General features: G+C 65.8%; 18 protein-coding genes. 8 read left to right on the top strand and 10 right to left on the bottom strand.

Features of this window, described 5'->3' with window-relative positions:
• Nucleotides 1–34: 34 nt before the first annotated feature.
• Entirely contained in the window at nucleotides 35–613 is a 579-nt protein-coding gene (locus tag DFR24_RS11455) for a Maf family protein (protein WP_133881385.1), read from the bottom strand.
• Nucleotides 614–681: 68 nt separating this feature from the next.
• Here DFR24_RS11455 and DFR24_RS11450 point away from each other — a divergent pair, with 68 nt between their 5' ends.
• The 3 genes from DFR24_RS11450 to plsX are packed head-to-tail and all read left to right on the top strand — an operon-like array spanning nucleotide 682 to nucleotide 2,445.
• Nucleotides 682–1,194 (top strand): YceD family protein, encoded by a 513-nt coding sequence (locus tag DFR24_RS11450; RefSeq protein ID WP_133881384.1) that lies wholly within the window; start codon nucleotides 682–684, stop codon nucleotides 1,192–1,194.
• Between the two features lies 1 nt (nucleotide 1,195).
• The gene (gene rpmF, locus DFR24_RS11445) at nucleotides 1,196–1,390 is read left to right on the top strand and encodes a 50S ribosomal protein L32 (protein ID WP_133881383.1); all 195 of its coding nucleotides are present in this window, start codon (nucleotides 1,196–1,198) and stop codon (nucleotides 1,388–1,390) included.
• A 23-nt stretch (nucleotides 1,391–1,413) separates the two neighbouring features.
• Complete coding sequence (plsX, locus tag DFR24_RS11440) at nucleotides 1,414–2,445, top strand: phosphate acyltransferase PlsX (RefSeq protein WP_281280159.1); 1,032 nt, start codon at nucleotides 1,414–1,416, stop codon at nucleotides 2,443–2,445.
• Nucleotides 2,446–2,505: 60 nt separating this feature from the next.
• Here plsX and gspF read toward each other — a convergent pair whose 3' ends face one another.
• From gspF to gspC, 4 genes are read right to left on the bottom strand one after another with little or no spacing between them, the layout of a single operon-like run.
• Nucleotides 2,506–3,723: a type II secretion system inner membrane protein GspF gene (gene gspF, locus DFR24_RS11435; RefSeq protein WP_133881381.1), complete on the bottom strand. Its 1,218-nt coding sequence runs from the start codon at nucleotides 3,721–3,723 to the stop codon at nucleotides 2,506–2,508.
• A gap of 10 nt (nucleotides 3,724–3,733) precedes the next feature.
• Nucleotides 3,734–5,221, bottom strand: a complete 1,488-nt coding sequence (gspE, locus tag DFR24_RS11430) for a type II secretion system ATPase GspE (RefSeq protein WP_133881380.1) — start codon at nucleotides 5,219–5,221, stop codon at nucleotides 3,734–3,736.
• A gap of 14 nt (nucleotides 5,222–5,235) precedes the next feature.
• Nucleotides 5,236–7,467 (bottom strand): type II secretion system secretin GspD, encoded by a 2,232-nt coding sequence (gene gspD / locus DFR24_RS11425; protein WP_211346597.1) that lies wholly within the window; start codon nucleotides 7,465–7,467, stop codon nucleotides 5,236–5,238.
• Between the two features lie 4 nt (nucleotides 7,468–7,471).
• Entirely contained in the window at nucleotides 7,472–8,362 is an 891-nt protein-coding gene (gene gspC / locus DFR24_RS11420) for a type II secretion system protein GspC (protein ID WP_133881379.1), read from the bottom strand.
• 194 nt (nucleotides 8,363–8,556) lie between these two features.
• Here gspC and DFR24_RS11415 point away from each other — a divergent pair, with 194 nt between their 5' ends.
• The 3 genes from DFR24_RS11415 to DFR24_RS11405 all read left to right on the top strand — a co-directional run bounded on the left by DFR24_RS11415 (nucleotide 8,557) and on the right by DFR24_RS11405 (nucleotide 12,858).
• Nucleotides 8,557–10,818, top strand: coding sequence for a CHASE2 domain-containing protein (locus DFR24_RS11415; RefSeq protein ID WP_162851161.1), 2,262 nt, complete (start codon nucleotides 8,557–8,559; stop codon nucleotides 10,816–10,818).
• A gap of 91 nt (nucleotides 10,819–10,909) precedes the next feature.
• On the top strand, nucleotides 10,910–12,109 hold the full coding sequence (locus DFR24_RS11410) for an LLM class flavin-dependent oxidoreductase (RefSeq protein ID WP_133881377.1): 1,200 nt from the start codon (nucleotides 10,910–10,912) through the stop codon (nucleotides 12,107–12,109).
• 8 nt (nucleotides 12,110–12,117) lie between these two features.
• Nucleotides 12,118–12,858, top strand: a complete 741-nt coding sequence (locus DFR24_RS11405; RefSeq protein WP_133881376.1) for an enoyl-CoA hydratase/isomerase family protein — start codon at nucleotides 12,118–12,120, stop codon at nucleotides 12,856–12,858.
• Nucleotides 12,859–12,927: 69 nt separating this feature from the next.
• On the opposite strand, the gene DFR24_RS11400 is transcribed toward DFR24_RS11405, so the two are convergent.
• The gene (locus tag DFR24_RS11400; protein WP_162851160.1) at nucleotides 12,928–13,440 is read right to left on the bottom strand and encodes a DUF2937 family protein; all 513 of its coding nucleotides are present in this window, start codon (nucleotides 13,438–13,440) and stop codon (nucleotides 12,928–12,930) included.
• Between the two features lie 499 nt (nucleotides 13,441–13,939).
• Here DFR24_RS11400 and clpS point away from each other — a divergent pair, with 499 nt between their 5' ends.
• Nucleotides 13,940–14,266, top strand: coding sequence for an ATP-dependent Clp protease adapter ClpS (gene clpS, locus DFR24_RS11395; protein WP_133881374.1), 327 nt, complete (start codon nucleotides 13,940–13,942; stop codon nucleotides 14,264–14,266).
• A 60-nt stretch (nucleotides 14,267–14,326) separates the two neighbouring features.
• On the top strand, nucleotides 14,327–16,609 hold the full coding sequence (gene clpA, locus DFR24_RS11390; protein ID WP_133881373.1) for an ATP-dependent Clp protease ATP-binding subunit ClpA: 2,283 nt from the start codon (nucleotides 14,327–14,329) through the stop codon (nucleotides 16,607–16,609).
• 79 nt (nucleotides 16,610–16,688) lie between these two features.
• Here the strand turns inward: clpA and infA are convergent, their stop codons facing one another.
• From infA to DFR24_RS11370, 4 genes are all read right to left on the bottom strand, one after another.
• On the bottom strand, nucleotides 16,689–16,907 hold the full coding sequence (gene infA / locus DFR24_RS11385) for a translation initiation factor IF-1 (protein ID WP_133881372.1): 219 nt from the start codon (nucleotides 16,905–16,907) through the stop codon (nucleotides 16,689–16,691).
• A gap of 92 nt (nucleotides 16,908–16,999) precedes the next feature.
• Nucleotides 17,000–17,707: an arginyltransferase gene (locus tag DFR24_RS11380; RefSeq protein ID WP_246051598.1), complete on the bottom strand. Its 708-nt coding sequence runs from the start codon at nucleotides 17,705–17,707 to the stop codon at nucleotides 17,000–17,002.
• A 97-nt stretch (nucleotides 17,708–17,804) separates the two neighbouring features.
• Nucleotides 17,805–18,548 (bottom strand): leucyl/phenylalanyl-tRNA--protein transferase, encoded by a 744-nt coding sequence (gene aat / locus DFR24_RS11375; RefSeq protein WP_133881371.1) that lies wholly within the window; start codon nucleotides 18,546–18,548, stop codon nucleotides 17,805–17,807.
• Entirely contained in the window at nucleotides 18,541–19,713 is a 1,173-nt protein-coding gene (locus DFR24_RS11370; RefSeq protein WP_133881370.1) for a GNAT family N-acetyltransferase, read from the bottom strand. Before DFR24_RS11370 ends, aat begins: the two co-directional genes overlap by 8 nt.
• Nucleotides 19,714–19,720 lie beyond the last annotated feature (7 nt).

The following is a 19,720-nucleotide window of genomic DNA, read 5'->3' as shown; positions in this document are numbered from 1 at the left end:
CAGGATCCCGGGTTTCGCCCGGGCTACGCAGCGCTCAGGGCAGTGTGTAACCGGCCTTGCGCAGCAACCGAGCCGTCAGGATCAGCGGCAGACCGATCAGGCCGGTCGGATCGCGCGACTGGATCTCCTCGAACAACGAAATGCCCAGCCCCTCGGCCATGAAGCCGCCGGCGCAATCGAGCGCCGGTTCGGCTCCGACATAGCGCTCGATCTCGGCGGCCTTGAGCCGTCGCAGCTTCACCAGCGTGATGTCCAGGCCCGCGAGCGGTCGCGGCAGATCCGGGTGCACCAGCGCGACGCCGGTGGCGAAGCTCACCGTCCGGCCGGCCATGAAGGCGAGCTGTTCGCAGGCGGCTTCCCGGCTGCCGGGCTTTCCGATCAACCGGTTCATGCACGTCGCGGACTGGTCCGAGCCGATGACGCAGGCGTCAGGCCGTTTCGCGAAAACCGACTGGGCCTTGGCCCGCGCCAGGCGCGCCGCGAGTTTTTCGGCCGTCTCGCCGGGCTTGGGCGTCTCGTCGACATCCGGGGCGGCCTGTCCGAACGGCTGGCGCAGGCGGACCAGCAGTTCGGCGCGGAAGCGCGAGGTGGAAGCCAGGATCAGGGGCGTCATGCGGAATCGTGGCTTTGACTTGGGAGGACGGCGAATCTACCATTCGCGCCCTTTTTGGCGGCCCCGCCATGACCATTCCTGTCCAGATCAGCGCCTCTCGCGCTCTTGCACGAGACGAGCGCTATACCGGCCCGGTGGACGCTGCGGGACTGGATCGCCTGCGCGATCTGTCACCGGAAGGTCTGAGCGCCGACTTGCGCATATGGACCGATACGGCGCGCCGACGCTGGATCGAGGGCCGGATCGCTGGCGTGGTACAGCTGGAATGCCGGGTCTGCAGCGAAGGTTTTTCCTGGTCGCTGGACGCGCCGGTGAAGCTGGCGCTGGCCATGAGCGAGGAAGAGGAAGAGCGGCTGATGGCCCATGGTGAACCGTTGCTGGTTCACGACGACAGCCTGATGCTGCATGAGATTGTCGAGGACGAGGTGTTGTTGGCCTTGCCCATGATGCCGAGGTGTCCGGCGTGCGAGAATGCACGCCCGCCGTCGGACGAGCCATCGGATGAGGTCGCAAGACCAAGCCCGCTGGCAGCACTGAAAAGTTTGAGTTTGAAGGGCGTGACCCCAGCCCGAAGGAAGTGATATGGCAGTCCAGAAATCTCGCAAATCCCGTTCGACCCGCGGCCACCGCCGCGCCCACGATGCGCTCACCGCTCCCGCCCTGTCGGTCGATCCGACCTCGGGTGAGACCCACCTGCGTCATCACGTGACGGCCGACGGTTATTACCGCGGCAAGAAGGTGATCGACAAGGCCGCGCCGGAAACCGCGTCCGAGTAAGCCCGGACCGGTCGGCTCGCGCTGTGCCGGTCACGCTGTCCGTAGATGTGATGAGCGGCGACCACGGTCTGAGCGTGACCGTGCCCGCCGCTCTGTCATGTCTGCAGGAAGATCCCGATCTTCAGATCGTGCTGGTCGGCGACCAGCCGCAGATCGAGGCTGAACTGCGCAAGCAGAAGGCCGGTCCCGACTCGCGCCGGAGCATCCGGCACACGACCGAGACGGTGGCCATGGACGAGAGTCCGTCCAAGGTCCTGCGCAGCAAGAAGGACTCGTCGATGCGTGTCGCGATCGACCTCGTCCACGAAGGCCAGGCCCAGGCGATGGTCTCCGCCGGCAATACCGGCGCCCTGATGGCGACCGCAAAGTTCGTCCTCAAGACGCTGCCGGGCATCGATCGCCCCGCCATCGTCTCGGCGATCCCATCGGTGAACGGCTACGTCCACATGCTCGATCTCGGCGCCAACGCCGAGTGCACGTCCGAGCAGCTCTTTCAGTTCGCCGTGATGGGCTCGGCGCTGATCACCGCCATGCAGGGCAATGCGCACCCCAAGGTGGCGCTGCTCAACATCGGATCGGAAGAGATCAAGGGCAACGACATCATCCGCGGCGCGGCCACGATGCTGCAGGCGTCCAGCCTCAACTACATCGGCTTCATCGAAGGCGACGGCATCTTCCTGTCGGAAGTCGACCTCGTCGTCTGCGACGGTTTCGTCGGCAACGTGGCGCTCAAGACGGGCGAGGGCGTGGCCAAGATGATCCGCCAGTTCCTGAAGGAAGAGTTCTCGGCCTCGATCCTGCACAAGATGGCGGCCGTCGCCGCCATGCCGGCGCTCAAGGCCTTGAGCAAGCGCATCGATCCCCGCTACTACAACGGCGCGACGCTGCTCGGACTCAACGGTACGGTCGTCAAGTCGCACGGCAGCGCCGACGTCGTGGGTTTCGCCAACGCGATCCGCGTCGGTATCCGCGAGGTCAAGGAAAACGTGCCGCACCGGATCAGCGCCCTGCTGGGCGAGGCGCTCAAGACTTCCGTGGACGTTCGCGCGGCCTGAGTCGCGGCGCACCCGTTTTCCTTTTGATCCCTGCGCACGAGCACGTGCGCAGCGCCTCGATTATTTGACGAGCTGGTTCAGATCGAAGATCGGCAGCAGGATCGCGAGCACGATCAGCAACACGATTCCGCCCATCGCGAGGATCAGCACCGGCCCGAGAATCGCGACGAGGGCGCCGATCAGGGTTTCGACTTCGCGCTCCTGGTTGCGCGCGGCGTTGTCGAGCATCTCGTCGAGTCGTCCCGAAGATTCGCCGCTGGCGATCAGGTGCAACGCGATCGGCGGGAACAGCTTGCTCTCGCCCAGAGATCGCGCCAGCGGCGCGCCTTCGCGCACCTTGCTCGTCGCGATATCGATGGCGTCCCGCATCGGCACGTTCGACACGACCTGGGTTCCGATCCGCATCGCGTCGAGGATCGGCACGCCGCTCCCGAAAAGGATGCCCAGCGTGCGCGTGAAGCGGCCCGTATTGGCGCCGCGCGTGAGGCGGCCGATCAGCGGGAGGCGCAACTGGATGTGGTGCACCTTTCGCCGGAAATCCTCGTTGCGCATCATCCGGCTGAAAACGAACAGCGCCGCGATCAGCGCAGCACCCACGTAGAGACCGTAGTCGCGCACGAAGTCGCTGAGAGCGATCAGGCCTTTCGTAAGGCCAGGCAACTCTTGCTTGATGTCGCCGTAAACGCCGACGACCTGCGGTACCACGTAGGCCAGCAGCAGCACGACGACGCCGATCGCCACCACGGTCAGGATGACCGGATAGAGCGAGGCCAGCAGGACCTTCTGCTGCAGTTCCTGGCGTCGTTCCACGTATTCGGCGAGACGCTCGAGGATGTAGTCGAGCTTGCCGGATTGTTCACCGGCCTCGACCGTTGCGCGGAACAGCGGCGGAAACGCGTTGGGAAACTGATTGAGCGCCTGCGCCAGGCTCGAGCCTTCGAGCACCGAGGAGCGTACGCCCAGCGCGATGCGCTTCACGCGCTTGGATTCGCTCTGCTGCGATACGGCGGCCAGCGCTTCGTCCAGCGGCAGGCCGGAGCGCACGAGGGTAGCGAGCTGCCGCGTGAACAGCGTGAGTTCGGTGGTGCTGATGCTGCCGCCACCGCCGCCGAACAGCTGCGACTGCTGCGCCGAGCGCTCCTGGACCTCGCGGATCTCCAGCGGCATCAGGCCGCGGTCGCGCAGGGCACTGCGCGCGTGGCGCGCGGTGTCGCCTTCGATCAGCCCGCGTTCCTGCCCGCCGGAGGCGGTCAGAGCGGTGTATTCGAACGCGGACATTAGCTTTTCGTCATTCTTCGATCGTCACGCGCAGGACCTCGCGCATCGTCGTTTCGCCGCGCAGCACCTTGTTGCGCCCCGATTGCACGATGCCCGGACCCTTCGAGCGAGCATAACTCTCGAGCGACTGCTCGCTGGCGTTGTCATGGATCATCGACTCGATCTGCCGATCGATATCGATGATTTCCTGGATGCCGCTGCGGCCCAGGAAGCCGGTGTGGCGGCACAGCGGGCAGCCCACCGACTTGAAGAGCTGGAACGTGCCGTGCCGCGCCGGCGCGATGCCGAGCTGCTCGACTTCGGCGAGGCTCGGGTCGTACGGCTGCTTGCAGTGCGGGCACAGCGTGCGCACGAGGCGCTGCGCCATCAGGCCCACCAGCGAAGACGAGAGCTGATAGGGCTCGACGCCCATGTCGCGCAGACGCGTCACCGCGCCGACGGCGGTGTTGGTATGCAGCGTCGAGAGCACGAGATGGCCGGTCTGGCTGGCCTGGACCGCGATCTGCGCGGTGTCGAGGTCACGGATTTCGCCGACCATCACGACGTCGGGATCCTGGCGAAGGATCGCGCGAAGCCCCCGCGCGAACGTCATCTCCACCTTGGTGTTGACCTGGGTCTGCCCGACGCCGTCGATGTAGTACTCGATGGGATCTTCGACCGTCATGATGTTGCGCGAGCGGTCGTTGAGCACCGAGAGCGCCGAATACAGCGTCGTCGTCTTGCCCGATCCGGTGGGGCCGGTGACCAGCAGGATGCCGTACGGCCGGAAGATGATCCGGTTCAGCACTTCGATCTGCGCGTCGTCCAGGCCCAGCTCGCCGAGGTCGAGACGCTCGGCCTGCTTGTCGAGAATACGCATCACGACGCGTTCGAGATTGGTACCGGTCGGGATCGTGCTGACGCGCACGTCCACCTTGCGGCCGCCGAATGCGCGGCTGATGCGGCCGTCCTGCGGCAGGCGTTTTTCCGCGATGTCGAGCTTGGCCATGACCTTGATGCGCGACACCAGTCGCGGCGCAAGCGCGCGCGGCGGCTGCATCACCTCGCGCAGCACGCCGTCGACGCGAAAGCGCACCTGCAGGCGGCTCTCGAAACTTTCGATGTGGATGTCCGAGGCGTTTTCCTTGATCGCCTCGACCAGCAGTCCGTTGATGAACCGGATGACCGGGGCATCGTCATTGGACTCGAGAAGATCCTGGTTTTCGGACAGCGCCTGCGCGAGCGCGTCCAGATCGCTGTCTTCGGCATCGAGTCCATCCATCAGGCTGGCCGCGGCACCGGTCTGGCCTTCGTAGGTACGCGACAGCAGTGCATCGAACTCGTCGGCATTGACCCGCTGCAGCCGCACCGGGCGGCCGACGAACCGACGCGCCTCCTGGAGCGCATCGACACTGGTGCCGGGGCGTGCCATCACGATGACGTGATCGCCACGATCCTCGGTCACGATCAGGCCGTGACGCTTGGCAAACGCGAAAGGTGGGCGCCGCAGCGGCTCCATGAAAGGGCTCGCTGCTAGGGTTGTGGCGGCGGGGGCGCGATCTGCGCGTCGTCGGCGGGGGGCGCGGGCTCCGCCGGCGGCGGCGCGAGTTCGATGGGCGGCAGCGTCGGGCTCGACGGCGGGGGCGACGACGGCGCCGTATCCACCGGCGGAAGATCCGTCGTCGGCGCGACAGGGGCGGCCGTGTCCGGTGCAACAGCGCCCGGCGACGGCGGCGTCAGCTTGGCGGCCGCTTCGGCCGCTGCCGCGGCTTGTGCACGCTGGCGGACCTCGGCGTCACGGGCGACGTACTTGTCGAAGGGTTCGAGCAGGATGCGCTGGGCGCCTGCCAACGGCACGGCGTTGTTGCCGCCCGAGCTGGTGGACATCTGCAGGTCGCGGATCGAGTTGTACTTGAGCCGCGAGTAGTAGTCGCCTTCCATCTGCTTGCGCAGGATCGCCGGCTTGATGAACACCATCAGGTTGCGCTTGTTGTTGCCCACCGAGCGATAGCGGAACAGCGAGCCGATCAGCGGGATGTCACTGAGGAACGGCACGCCGCGCTGCGTGTCGTTCATGTTCTCGTCGATCAGGCCGCCCAGCACCAGGACCTGCCCGTCCTCGACGCTCACCGTGTTGGTCAGCGTGCGCTTGTTGGTGACCAGGTCGACGGCGCCGCCGGTCGAGCCGGTGACCAGGCTCGAAACCTCGAGCTTGAGCTTGAGCTTGATGTTGTCGCCTTCGTTGATCTGCGGCGTGATGCCCAAGGTCAGGCCCACGTCTTTGCGTTCGATCGTCTGGAAGGGGTTGAGCGACGAGCCGTTACTCGAGCCGGTATTGCTGAACGAGCCGGTGAGGAACGGCACTTCCTGGCCCACCGAGATTTCCGCTTCCTCGTTGTCCATCGTCACCAGCGTCGGCGTCGAGAGCACGTTGGAGTCGCCATCGCCCTTGATGGCCTTGAGAAGCAGCGCAAAGCTGGTGCCGTTGCCGCCCACGCGGCCGCCTCCGATGTTGATGCCGTTGCCGAGCAGGCCGAGCGCCGCCAGATCGCTGTTGGACGAGCTGGAGCTGCTGCCGGTCACAGTACCCAGCGCCTGCACGGCCGCCAGGGTCGCCGGGTCGAGCAGACCCGCCGCGGCAATCCGGTCGCCGTTGAAGACGGCCCAGTCGATGCCCAGCGCGCTGGATTTGCTCGCGCTGACTTCCGCGATGATGCCTTCCACCAGAACCTGCGCGCGGCGGATGTCGAGCTGCGCGATGACGTCGCGAACCTGACGCATCGTCTTGGGCGGCGCGGTGATGATCAGCGCATTGGTGTCCTTGTCCGCCAGCACGCGCACGCCGTTGGCGTTCGGACCTGCCGCGGTTGCCGCCGCCTGCGCGGCCTGGGCGCCGGCAGGACCCTTGTTGACCTGCTGTGCGTAGCCTTCGAGGATCGGCGCGAGGTTCTCGGAGTCGGCGTACTTCAGGTACACGACCTGCGTCGCACCGTCTTCCCCGACGGGCACATCGAGTTGCTTGATGATCTCGAGCAGCTTGACGCGCTCGGTACGGTCGCCGGCCACCAGCACGGCGTTGGAGCGCTCGTCGGCGATGACGGCGATCTGGCGCTGCGAGGGGTCCTGCTGTCCCTGCTTGTCGCCCTGGGCCAGCGAGGTCAGCACCCGCACCACTTCGGTGGCGCCGGCATATTCGAGCTTCACGATCTCGATGCCGCGATCGCCCGAAAGGTCGATCTGGCGGATCAGCTTCTCGAGGCGCACCACGTTGGCGGCACGATCCGAGATGATCAGCATGTTGCTGCCGGCATACGCGGCCAGGTGACCCCACTGCGGAACCAGCGGACGCAGGATCGGCACGAGCTGCGCAGCCGACACGTTCTGGATCGCGTAGACGTGCGTCACGATCTCGTCGATCGGAAGACCGGAGCCGCCCGAGTTGTAGCCGCCGCCGTCCTGCCGGGCATTGGTCTCGGGCACGATCTTGATCGTGTCGCCGGCCGGAATGGCGGCGAACCCCTGCACCTGGAGAACGGCGAGGAAGGTCTCGTAAAGGCCGGCCTCGTTCATCGGGCTGGACGACACCACCGTGACCTTGCCCTTGACGCGCGGGTCGACGATGAAATTCTTGCCCGTGACCTCGCTGACGGTCTGGATCAAGGTCGCGATATCGGCGTCCTTGAGGTTCAGCGTGACATCGGCACGTGCTGCCAGGGTCGTACCGAACAGGGTCAGCGTGAGCAATCCCGCGAGAAGTTTCTTCATTCGATCAATTGAAATTGACGTTCACGGTCTGCTGCTGTCCACCGCGTTCCACTACCAGCGATACGCTGCCGGCCTGGCTCAACTGCCCCAGCATCTGCAGGGCAGTGTTGGCATCGTTCAATTGTATGCCATTGACCTGTGTGACCAAATCTCCAGGACGAAGGCCCACGGCGTTGAACGCGCCGCGATCGCGGCCCGGGTACAGGCGATACCCCTTCAGCTGACCTCCGCTGGATGCGGGCTGGATGCGGATGTACTCGGAGGCGCGGCTCGGATCGTTGAGCAGTTCCTGCCGGATTGTCGTGAGCATGCGGCCGGTGTCGGTGGCCGGCACCGGCTGCTCGACGGCGGCCAGCGGCAGGCCCTGCGACGGAGCGTCCTTGTTCAGGCGCAACGCCTCGAGCTGGCTTCCGCGGGCGAGGATCACGCGGTCCGCGAAGATCGCCTGGAGCCGCACGCCACGCACCACGTCGTCGCCGATCGCGTAAGGCTTCTCTTCGCCGTTGGACGTGCCGATCAGGGCGCGCGACCCGCGCTCGATCGTGGCGGACAGGATGCCGAGCAGCGTCAGGTCCAGCCGCGTGTCCGGTGCACCAGCAAGTTCGCTGAGCGCCGGATCGGCCACCACTGCGGCCTCGCCGAACAGGTGCGAGTCGGCGATCAGGTCGATGTTCGGCCCGGTCGGCGCTGCACCCATGCTGCCCGGCGCCGGAGTGGCCGCGCGGGGCGCCTGCCAGACCAGGGCCTGCGGCTTCGGAAGAAGCTGCCACGCCAGGATGGCCGCCGCATGCGCCAGCAGGATCACCAGCACGACCTCCGCGAAGCGCGGAAGCGAACGTGCATGACGTTCATAGGCGCGCAGCAGGGCGGGGGGCGTGCGAAGGCTGGAGGGCATTAGCGAATCATAACCCGCGCGTTGTGCGCGCCGGCTGTTGTTCAGGGTTGTCTGGAGCGGACGCAGTGGTCCGGTTGCGAGATTGCCGGCGGCTACCACGCTGGCCCGAAGCCCGACACAATGCGGCGCGAGCTTTGCAGAGTGTGTACAAAGCTGCTGGGGATCGGTGGGGCGTAAAAAAAGAAGAAATGGGAATGAGGGGACTCGGACTCGGACTCGGGGCGAAGCACAAGGTTCGGCGCTGGGCCATACGCCTGGGCTTGGGACTGTTCGTCTTCGCGTTGTTCGTCCTGCACAGCGCCGGTTACGCCCCGATGGGCCTGCTGACGCAGATCGAGGCTTGGACCTACGACGAGCGTATCCGCCTGACGTTGCAGAACACGGTCGACGACAAGGTCGTGATCCTCGACATGGACGACAGGACTTTGGCGGCCGAGGGCTGGCCGCTGCCACGCGACCGTCTCGCCGAGCTGCTCGACCTGCTGTTCGATCGCTATCACATCCGCGCGCTCGGCTCGGACATCCTGTTTTCCGAACCGGACCGCAGTTCCGGCGCGGCCCTGCTGGAACGTCTGGCCGCCGAAGAGCTCGCGGATCTGCCTGGGTTTGCCAAGCGCGTCGCTGTCCTGGCGCCGCAGTTCGACAACGATCGCCGCTTCGCCGAGGCCCTGAAGGGTCGTGCGGTGGTGCTGGCCTATTTCTTCAAGCCCGCGCTGATGCCGGGCGACACGCCGATCAGCGGCGCGTTGTGCGCTCCGCTGGTAAAGGACAACGCGGCCGCGCTCTACGCGGTCGATTTCGCCAGCGCGCTCGGCTTCACCGGTAACCTGCCGGGACTGCAGGGCGCGACGCCGCACTGCGGCTATTTCGACAATCCCCTGCTCGACGCCGACGGCGTTTTCCGGCGCGTTCCGCTCGTGCAGAAGTATGCCGGTGCGCTGTATCCGTCGCTGGCGCTGGCGCTGACGCGGCTTTCGCTCGGCAATCCGCCGGTCGAGCTGCAGTTCTCGCCGCCCGATGTCCGTACCTCGCTGAACATCGAGAACCTCGTCGTCGGCGATCTGGTCGTTCCGGTGGATGGCACCGTGGCGGCGCTGGTTCCGTATCGCGGCCGTTTCGGTTCGTTCCGCTATCTGTCGGTGACCGACGTGCTGCATGGTCGCGTCGACGAGACGCTGCTGCGCGACAGGATCGTGCTGCTGGGTACCAGCGCGGCCGGCCTGTTCGATCTGCGGAGCACGCCGGTAGGACAGAACTACGCCGGAGTCGAGGTGCACGCCAACCTCGTCTCGGGAATGCTCGAAGGCCGCATCAAGCGCAAGGCGCCTTACTACAACGGTATCGAGGTCAGCGTCCTGCTGGTGATCGTGCTGGTCGTGGGCCTGGCGTTCCCGCGGCTCTCGCCGCTGGCCGGCGCGGGTCTCGCCGTCGGCGTGATCGCGGCCGTGATCGCACTGGCCATGTGGATGTGGACGGCGTCGAACTTCGTGATGCCGCTGGGCGTGCCGGTGGTGTTCACGCTGGTCCTGCTCATGGGACACCTGCTGGTCGGGTATCTGTTCGAATCGCGGCGTGCGCGCGATACGCAGCTCAAGTTCGGCCAGTACGTTCCGCCCGAAGTGGTGGAGGAAATGTCCGCGTCCGGCCAGGCCATCAGCATGGAGGGCGAATCACGCGAGATGAGCGTGCTGTTCACCGACGTGCGCGGCTTTACCGACATTTCCGAAAAGATGGAAGTGCGCGACCTGTCGGCGCTGATGAACGCATTCCTCACCCGCCAGACCGAGGTGATCCAGCGCCATCGCGGCACCATCGACAAGTACATGGGTGACGCGATCATGGCGTTCTGGGGCGCGCCGATGACCGACGAACAGCACGCGCAGCGCGCGCTGGAAGCCGGCATGGAACTGGTGCGCGCCGTGCGCGGGCTCGACGACGCATTCGCCAGGCGCGGATGGCCGCCGCTGTACGTGGGCGTCGGCGTCAACACCGGAAAGATGCACGTGGGCAACATGGGCTCGGAATTCCGCGTCGCCTATACCGTCATCGGTGACGCGGTGAACCTGGGGTCGCGCGTCGAGAGCCTGACCAAGGAATACGGCGTTTCGATCCTGTGCACCGAGTGGACGCGCGCCGCGGCGCCGCAGGACTGGTCGTTCCGCGAAGTGGATTTCGTGCGCGTGAAGGGGCGGGCCGAGCCGGTCGGCATCTACGAGCCGCTGGGCCCCAAGGAAGCGCTCGATCCGGCGCTGCGCCACGATCTGGCGCGACACCGGGGCGCAATGATCCTGTACCGGCGGCAACGCTGGGACGAGGCCGAGGCGGAGCTGCTGGACCTGAGCCGCTCGGAACGACCGCACCGCATCTACGAACTGTTCATCGAACGCATCCGCGAATTGCGCAGCAAACCGCCCGGCCCGGCATGGGACGGTGTGTATACCTTTCACCACAAGTAACCGGCTACCCCTGCAGGGGTAGGGTTCTCCCGCGTTCCGACCCTCGTCTCGATGCGCCACCATCGGGGCCGGATCGTCAGAGGAGACGGATATGGAAGTGGGCGCCTTTTATCTTCCGAGCCTGGGTCGCAAGGAAGAGATCGAGCAGGGCATGGCGGGCAAGCGCACGGACCTGTACCAGCGCATGTTGTCCGAGTTGTCCGAGCAGCTCGCCTACATGGATGACCACGGCTACTACGGCTGCGGCACCACCGAGCACCATTTCCACATCGAAGGCGAGGAAGTCTCGACCAACCCGGTCCTGCTCAATCTCTATTTCGGCCTGCGCACCAAGCGCATGAAGTTCGGACAGCTCGGCAACGTGCTGCCCTGCCTCAATCCGATCAATCGCGCCGAAGACATCGCCATCGCTTCGCAGATGCTGCAGGGCCGCGTGTTCGCCGGCTTCGCGCGCGGCTACCAGGGACGCTGGGTCAACGTGCTCGGCCAGCACCACGGCCTGGGCGAGCCCGGCCAGGGCGAGGAATACGAAGAGCTCAAGCGCGAGCTGTTCGAGGAGCACTTCGAGATCATGATGAAGGCGTGGAAGAACGACACGTTCTCCCACAAGGGCAAGCACTGGCAGATCCCGACGCCGAACATCAGCTGGCCCGCGGCCGAGACCAGCCGCAAGTACGGCAAGGGCATCGACGACAAGGGGATCATCCAGGAGATCGGCATCGCGCCCGGTCTCTACAACAACCAGATCCCGGACCTGTTCATGCCCTTCGCGGTGTCCGAACGCTCGATCACCTGGGCGATGGAGCGCGGCGTCGTGCCGGTGACCATCCGCACGCATCCGGAGATCATCAAGGCGGATTTCCTCGCCGGCCAGAAGGCCGCGCAGAAGGCCGGCAAGGACTACAAGTTCGGTCAGGGCATGGCGATGAGCCGCGAGATCATCGTGGCCGATACCGACGCGGAAGCCGAGGCCATCGCGCGCGATGCCGGTGCGTTCATCTGGTGCAATTTCTTCCAGCCGTTCGGCTTCAACGCGGCCATCGCGACGCCGGAGGAGAAGAACCCGTTCACCGTGCCCAACAGCTTCGAGGCGACGGCCGAGCGCGGCCTGGTGATCTATGGCAGCCCCGACACGGTCAATCGCAAGCTCGAGAAACTGTTCAAGGAACTGCCTGTCGATTACTTCTGGCTGTTCATCTACAACCACGTCCCGCACGCGCAGCTCATGCGCAGCTTCGAACTGATGACCACCAAGGTGTGGCCGAACTTCACGAGCAAGATCCGCGGCTGAGGCGGGTCATGACCGACGCTCAGGTTCTAAGGTCGCAGGCCGGCCGCGTCGTCACGTTGACGCTCAACCGGCCCGACAAGCTCAACGCGCTGACGGCCGGCGTGCTGCGGGAACTGCGCGTGCATCTCGCGGCCATCGCGAAGGATGATGGCGTCGGCTGCGTGGTGCTCGCCGGCGCCGGTCGCAGCTTCTGTGCCGGCCATGATCTCGAGGCGCTCGCCGGCGGCAACGCGCTCGATTCACGTTACGAAGAAGCCGAGACCATCGATCTGCTCGAAGCACTGCCACAGCCCACGATCGGGCGGCTGCAGGGTCACTGCCTGACCGGTGGGCTCGAGCTGGCGCTGGGCTGCGATCTGCTGGTGGCGGCGAGCAACGTGAAGATCGGCGACACCCACGCGAAGTGGGGGCTCGTGCCGGTCTGGGGACTGTCGGTGCGCTTGCCCGAGCGCGTCGGCATGGCGACGGCCAAGCGACTGATGTTCAGCTGCGAGATTCTCGACGGTGCGGCGGCTGCGGCGATCGGCCTCGTCGACGAATCGGTGGCGGAAGCCGAACTCGACGCCCGCATCGGTCGGATCGCGGCGCAGGTCGCCGCGAATTCGTCGCAGAGCCATCGCATCAACAAGACCTTGCTGCACGCCGGTCGCAACACGTCGCGCGAGAAGGCCCTTCGCTACGAACGCGACATGCCGTTCGGCCAGCCGTCGGACAGTGCCGAGCGGCTGGCGGCGGTGAAGGTCAAGTAAGCCGCTGGGACTGCTCCGGGCCGGGTGGCTGTGGGATTTCGCTCATCCCGCGGCCCGGCGTTCTCGACCTTAGTCCAGCGGGCCCCGGGCGGGTCGGAGCAATGTGCGGATCACTGCCGCCATCAGCTCGAGCACGACGATCACGCAGAACATCAGCACGAAGCCGGTGATGACCGCCTCGGTGTTCAGCAGCAGGCCGAAGGAATAGTTCTGGCGCGTCTCCGCGACCAGTTCCCGATCCGCGCGCGATGCGATGAACAGGAGCTGCTGAGGCAACGCGGTCTGCAGCTGGCCTCGTTCATTGGCGAAACGCTGGAAGCGCCGGTACATCTTGTCGATCGCGTCGCCTTCCATGTTGAAGGTCGGGTCGTCGCTGCGCTTGTGCTTGAGAATCAGCTCTTCCATCGACCCGTTGTGAAACTGGTTGGCGATGTCCTGGAAGGGCTTGAGGTTGGTCTGCACCTCGATGAAGTGGGCGTCGAGCCGCTTCTCGTACTGGTCGACGAAGTTGGGCAACTGGATGCCCACCAGCAAGGTGCCTGCGGCGATGGCGATGAACAGCAGGCGGGTGAAGAAGCTCATGTCGCGGTACTCCCTGGAGTGCGGCAGGCCCGATTCCGGACCCGGCATGGAACGAAGCTTTTTCGGAGACGATGAAGCTGCCCTGAACTCGGGTGCAGGGCCTCGCGCCCAGGGCCCGGGTGTCGAGTGATCCGCTGTTCCGTCTGCGGAAGCCGTTCGAGCACGGGCGACGCGGCTCCAAGCCTACGCTTCCCGGCCCGTCGCGGCAGCCCGGATCAACGGCGGCCTCGCGCCGGCGGGACATCCGAGGGCAAGAATCCTCAACGCGGATTTCAGGCACATCCGGGAACGCGCGGCGCCCGACGAGGTCCTTGCTTGCGACCGCGAGCCGATGGACAGTGAAGTTCTTTCGATGGACTTGGAACGGCTCTTGGATGTTGTGATAAACCACAGGCGACGCAGCACCGCGTCATTCACTTGAAAAGGGAGCGAACAGCGCCATCCTCGGCAGGCGGGATTTCAGAACCCAACCGGTTCGCCCCGCGCTAGACTGGAACCCATGAGCGACACACCCCGAATCCCTCCGGGCTCGGAACTCGACAATGTCGTCGAGGCGGCCAAGCCGAAGACCAAACAACCTCCGATGTTCAAGGTTGTTGTGGTGAACGACGACTTCACGCCGATGGAGTTCGTGGTCCAGGTTTTGCAGCAGTTCTTCCACCACACCCGTGAATCGGCGGTGCAGATCATGCTGCACGTGCATACCAAGGGCCGCGGCGTCGCCGGTGTCTATCCCGCCGAGATCGCCGAGACCAAGACCGCGCAGGTCAATGCCTACGCGCGCCAGCATCAGCACCCGCTGCTGACCGTGCTGGAAAAAGCCTGATGAGCCCATACAAGTCGTTCATGTGCGAATCGTTCATGTTGGATCCCGAGGGAGCCGATCATGCTGTCTGACGAACTTCAAAAAGCGCTGGATGCCGCGTTTCTCGCTGCCCGCGGCGAAGGCCACGAGCTGCTCACCGTCGAGCACCTGCTGCTGGCACTGCTTTCCGACGCCAATGTCTCGGAGGTCCTCACCGCGAGCGGGGCGGACCTCGAGAAGCTCGAGCAGCAACTGCGCGACTACATCCGCCACAACATCCACGCCACGCGCGGCGGAGACCAGACCGAGGTGCAGCCGACGCTGTCGTTCCAGCGCGTGCTGCAGCGGGCGATCTACCACGTGCAGGCCGCGGGGAAGAAGCAGGTCACCACGCTCAACGTGCTGGTCGCGATGTTCGCCGAGAAGGACACCCACGCGGTGTACCTGCTGGGCGAGCAGGGTGTCAGCCGCCTCGACGTCGTGAACTTCATCTCGCACGGCATCGCCAAGAACAACCCGAGCGCGCAGCAGCCGTCCGAGAACTCGCAGGAAAGCGAGGAAAAGGAAGACGGCAAGACGGCGCAGGGCAAGACGGCGCTGGAACAGTTCGCCGTCAATCTCAACGAGCGCGCCACGCGCGGCCAGATCGATCCGCTGATCGGGCGCGAGCACGAGATCGAGCGCGTTATGCAGACGCTGTGCCGCCGCCGCAAGAACAACCCGTTGCTGGTCGGCGAGGCGGGCGTCGGCAAGACGGCGATCGCCGAAGGCCTGGCCTGGCTGATCGTCGAGGACAAGGTGCCCGAGCTGCTGAAGGGCTCGATCGTGTTCTCGCTCGACCTCGGCAGCCTGATCGCCGGCACCAAGTACCGCGGTGATTTCGAGAAGCGCTTCAAGGCCGTCATGACCGAACTCACCCAGATGCCGGGTGCGATCGTGTTCATCGACGAGATCCACATGATCATCGGTGCCGGCGCCGCCAGCGGCGGCGTCATGGATGCGTCCAACCTGCTCAAGCCGCTGCTCGCCGGCGGCACGCTGCGCTGCATCGGTTCGACCACGTACCAGGAATATCGCGGTGTCTTCGAGAAGGATCGCGCGCTGGCGCGTCGCTTCCAGAAGATCGACGTGACCGAGCCCAGCGTCGAGGATGCGGTGAAGATCCTCGAAGGCCTGCGCACGCGCTTCGAGGAGCACCACGCCGTGCAGTACACCCGCGGGGCGCTGCGCTCGGCGGTGGAACTGTCGGCGCGCCACATCACCGACCGCCTGCTGCCGGACAAGGCCATCGACGTCATCGACGAGGCGGCAGCGCGCCTGCGCCTGCTGCCCGAGTCCAAGCGCCGCAAGACGGTGCAGGTGCGCGACATCGAGGAGACGGTGGCCAAGATCGCGCGCATCCCGGCCAAGAGCGTGTCCAACAACGATCGTGACCGCCTCGCCACGCTGGAGCGTGACCTCAAGCTCGTGATCTTCGGCCAGGACGCCGCCATCGAGCAGCTCACGGCCAGTATCAAGCTGTCGCGTTCGGGCCTCGGCAACCCCGACAAGCCGATCGGCAACTTCCTGCTCGCCGGCCCGACGGGCGTGGGCAAGACGGAAGTCACGCGCCAGCTCGCCAGCCTGCTGGGCATCGAGCTGATCCGCTTCGACATGTCCGAGTACATGGAGCGGCATACGGTGTCGCGCCTGATCGGTGCGCCCCCGGGTTACGTCGGCTTCGACCAGGGCGGCCTGCTGACCGAGCAGGTCATCAAGCACCCGCACTGCGTGATCCTGCTCGACGAGATCGAGAAGGCGCATCCGGACGTGTTCAACCTGCTGCTGCAGGTCATGGACCACGGCACGCTGACGGACAACAACGGTCGCAAGGCCGATTTCCGCAACGTGATCCTGGTGATGACCACCAACGCCGGTGCCGAGGAGTCTTCGCGCCGTTCGATGGGCTTCGCCGAGCAGAGCCATCTGACCGACGCGCTGGAAGTCATCCGCAAGATGTTCACGCCGGAATTCCGCAACCGCCTGGACGCGGTGATCCCGTTCGCGGCGCTGGGCCGCACCGAGATCGCGCGCGTGGTGGACAAGTTCCTGCTGCAGCTCGAAGAGCAGCTCGCGTCCAAGGGTGTGGTGCTGGACATCGACGAGGACGCACGCGTCTGGCTGGGCGAGCGGGGCTACGATCCCAAGATGGGCGCCCGTCCGATGGCTCGCGTCATCCAGGAGAACCTCAAGCGTCCGCTGGCCGAGGAGCTGCTGTTCGGCAAGCTGGCGCACGGCGGTCGCGTGCACGTGTCGGTTAAGGACGGAAAGATCGACTTCGAGCTGGAAGCGCGCGAAAAGACGGTGGCGCTGGAACCGGTCTGAGCCGGATGCAGCAACGAAAAAGCCCGCGAAAGCGGGCTTTTTCTTGGGTATCCCGGACTTCGTCCGGGCTACGGTCGGCTTATTTGTCGCGGAACGTGATGCGACCCTTGGTGAGGTCGTAGGGCGTCAGCTGTACCGTCACCTTGTCGCCGGTGAGGATGCGGATGTAGTTCTTGCGCATGCGACCGGAGATGTGCGCCGTGACCACATGCCCGTTCTCCAGCTTCACGCGGAAGGTCGTATTGGGCAGCGTCTCGGCGACGATGCCGGGCATTTCGATGTGGTCTTCTTTGGCCATGCTCTGGGGGCGTTTCAATCCGGTCGCTAAAAGGGCGGGCATTATCCGGGCTGGACCCGAACGGTTCAACCACGCCCCGGGATTTCCGGCCTTCAGGACTCCTCGGCCAGGCCTTCCCAGCCCTGGGTCCCGAGGACCTCCAGCGGCCGGAAGCTCTTCTTGTAGTCCATCTTCGGGCTGTCCGGCACCCAGTAGCCCAGGTAGACGAACTGCAGGCCCATCGACCGGGCCGCCCGGATCTGGCTGAGCACGGCATAGGTGCCCAGGCCGCGGGCGGTCTCGTCGGGGTCGAAGAAGGTGTAGACGGCCGACAGGCCCTGCGGCACGCGGTCCACCACGGCGCAGGCGAGCAGGCGCTGGTCCAGGCTGAATTCCCAGAATTCGGTGGCGCCCCAGCCGCAGTTCAGGAAATTGTGGAACCCGGACTTGTCTTCCGGATTCATGCCGCCGCCGTCATGTCGCGCCCGCAGATAGCGCTGGTAGAGCGTGAACTGCTCGTCGGTGATGTCCTTGCGGATGTGCAGGTGCAGATCGGCGTTGCGTTGCTCGCAGCGGCGCTGCGTGCGGGTGGGCAGGAAGTCCAGGACCTTCACGCGCGCCGGGATGCACGAGCGGCAGGACTCGCAGCGCGGCCGGTAGACGTGATTGCCGCCGCGGCGGAAGCCCTGCTCGAGCAGGCTTTCGTAGCGCTGCGGATTGAGGATGTAGTCCGGGTCCACGAACAGGCTGCGCGCGGCCCGCGCGGGCAGGTACCCGCAGGGATGCTCGGTGGACAGGAACAGGCGGACGCGCGCGCTCACTGGGGCACCTTCGGCCTGCAGGCGGCACCCGAGCGTCGCCGTGAGCAGGTCGCGCCCCTGGCGCACCCACGCTGCGCGGCACCGTGTCGGGGCGCGCTCATGCCGGCAGGTGCTCGCGCGACGAGGGCAGCGCGATGTCGAAACGCCACTGGCCGGTACGCGGCGACCGTGCCACGGCGGTGCGCAGCAGATTCAGGAAGCGTTCGCGCGACACGTCGGTTGCGCCAAGGCTCCTGAGATGTGCCGAGCCGACCTGGCAATCGATGAGTCCGAAGTCCCAGGCGATCATCTGTTGCGCCAGCCAGTACAGCGCCAGCTTGGAGGCGTCCGAGGCGCGGCTGAACATCGACTCGCCGAAGAACACCCGGCCCAGTGCCACGCCGTATAGCCCGCCGATCAGGGCGCCGTCCCGCCAGACCTCGACCGAGTGCGCATAGCCGCGTGCATGGAGCTGCGCATACGCCTCGCGCATTTCCGAGCCCAGCCAGGTGCCGCGGCTGCGCGCGCGCGGACCGCTGCATTCGGTGAGCACGTCGCCGAAGGCCAGATCCAGGCTGACGGCGTAGTCGGCGCGGCGCACCGATTTGTCGAGCGAACGCGAGACGTGCAGATCTTCCGGAATCAGCACCGCACGCGGATCCGGACTCCACCAGAGGATGGGCTCGTCCGGGTTGTACCAGGGGAAGATGCCCTGCGAGTACGCGCGGATCAGGCGCGCCACCGACAGGTCGCCGCCGATGGCGAGCAAGCCGTTGGGATCACGCATGGCCAGATGCGCTGGCGGGAAAGGCTGCTGCGGATCGCGTGGATCCAGCCAATGCAGCCGGATCGGGTTATCCATCGAATCGGCTCTGCGCTCGGTCAGCTTCGACTCGCGCCGGGGACTCTGCGCGATAGGCCGTATGTTGCATGAATTCGGACTCCCGCGCCGCCACCGCGCGCCGCTCCCGCGCGAGGAAATGCGCCACCGCCTGATGCAGGCGCGGGTCGGACATCCGGTGCAGGGAACGGGTGCGGACCGGCTCGAACCCGCGGCCATGCTTGTGGGCGCCCTGGGTGCCGGCGTCGAAGCGCTTCAACCCTTCGCGCAGGCACAGCTCGATGCCCTGGTAATAGCAGCACTCGAAGTGCAGCGAGTGGTAGTGCGCTTCGGCGCCCCAGTGGCGGCCGTACAGCGTATCGCCGCCGACCAGCGTGATGGCCACCGCGACGCGGCGTCCTTCATGGACGGCGAACACCAGTCGCATGTCCAGGTCCGGGTGGCGGCCGATCTCGGCCAGGAAGTCGCGCGTGAAGTAGGGCGACTGCCCACGTTCCAGGTAAGTGTTGATGTACAGCCGGTAGACCAGATCCCACGCGGACTCCGACAACTCGCGCCCACGCGCGACCTCGAAGCCGATGCCCGCCTCGGCGACGCGGCGACGTTCGCGCTGCAGCTTCTTGCGCTTCTCGCTGGTCAGGCTCGCAAGGAAACCGGCCATGTCGCCATAGCCGCGGTCGTCCCATTGGAACTGGGTGTCGTTGCGTTCGATCAGCCCCTGCGCATCCAGGGCGGCGGCGTCCACGTCGGCGGCGAAGAGCGCATGGATCGAGGACAGCTTTTCGGCCTCGGGCAGTCTCGCCAGATAACTCGCGATCGCGGGGCGCACCGATTCTTCGCTCACGCCGATGCGGGGCCCGACCGAGGGCACGAACGGAATCGCGCAGAGCAGCTTCGGGTAGTAGGGTTTGCCGAGTTCGTGCGAGGCATTGGCCCACGCGAAGTCAAAAACGAACTCGCCGTATGAATGATGCTTCAGGTACAGCGGGACGGCGCCGATGGGCCGTCCCGCGTCGTCTTCTGCGATCAGGTGATGCGGCTGCCAGCCCTCGGTGTCGGAGACGCATCCATGCTTTTCCAGCGCGGATAGCCAAGCGTGGCGAGTGAACGGATAGCCGCCATCGAACAGCCCGTCCCAATCGGCGGCCGCGACATCACCCAGTCGCTGCACATGCCGGGTTCGCACCGATGGG

Origin of the sequence: Panacagrimonas perspica, from assembly GCF_004364935.1 — a bacterium.
GTDB classification, from domain to species: Bacteria; Pseudomonadota; Gammaproteobacteria; order Nevskiales; family Nevskiaceae; genus Panacagrimonas; species Panacagrimonas perspica.
The sequence above is the reverse complement of the archived record's forward strand: the minus strand, read 5'-3'. Positions and strand labels throughout refer to the sequence as shown.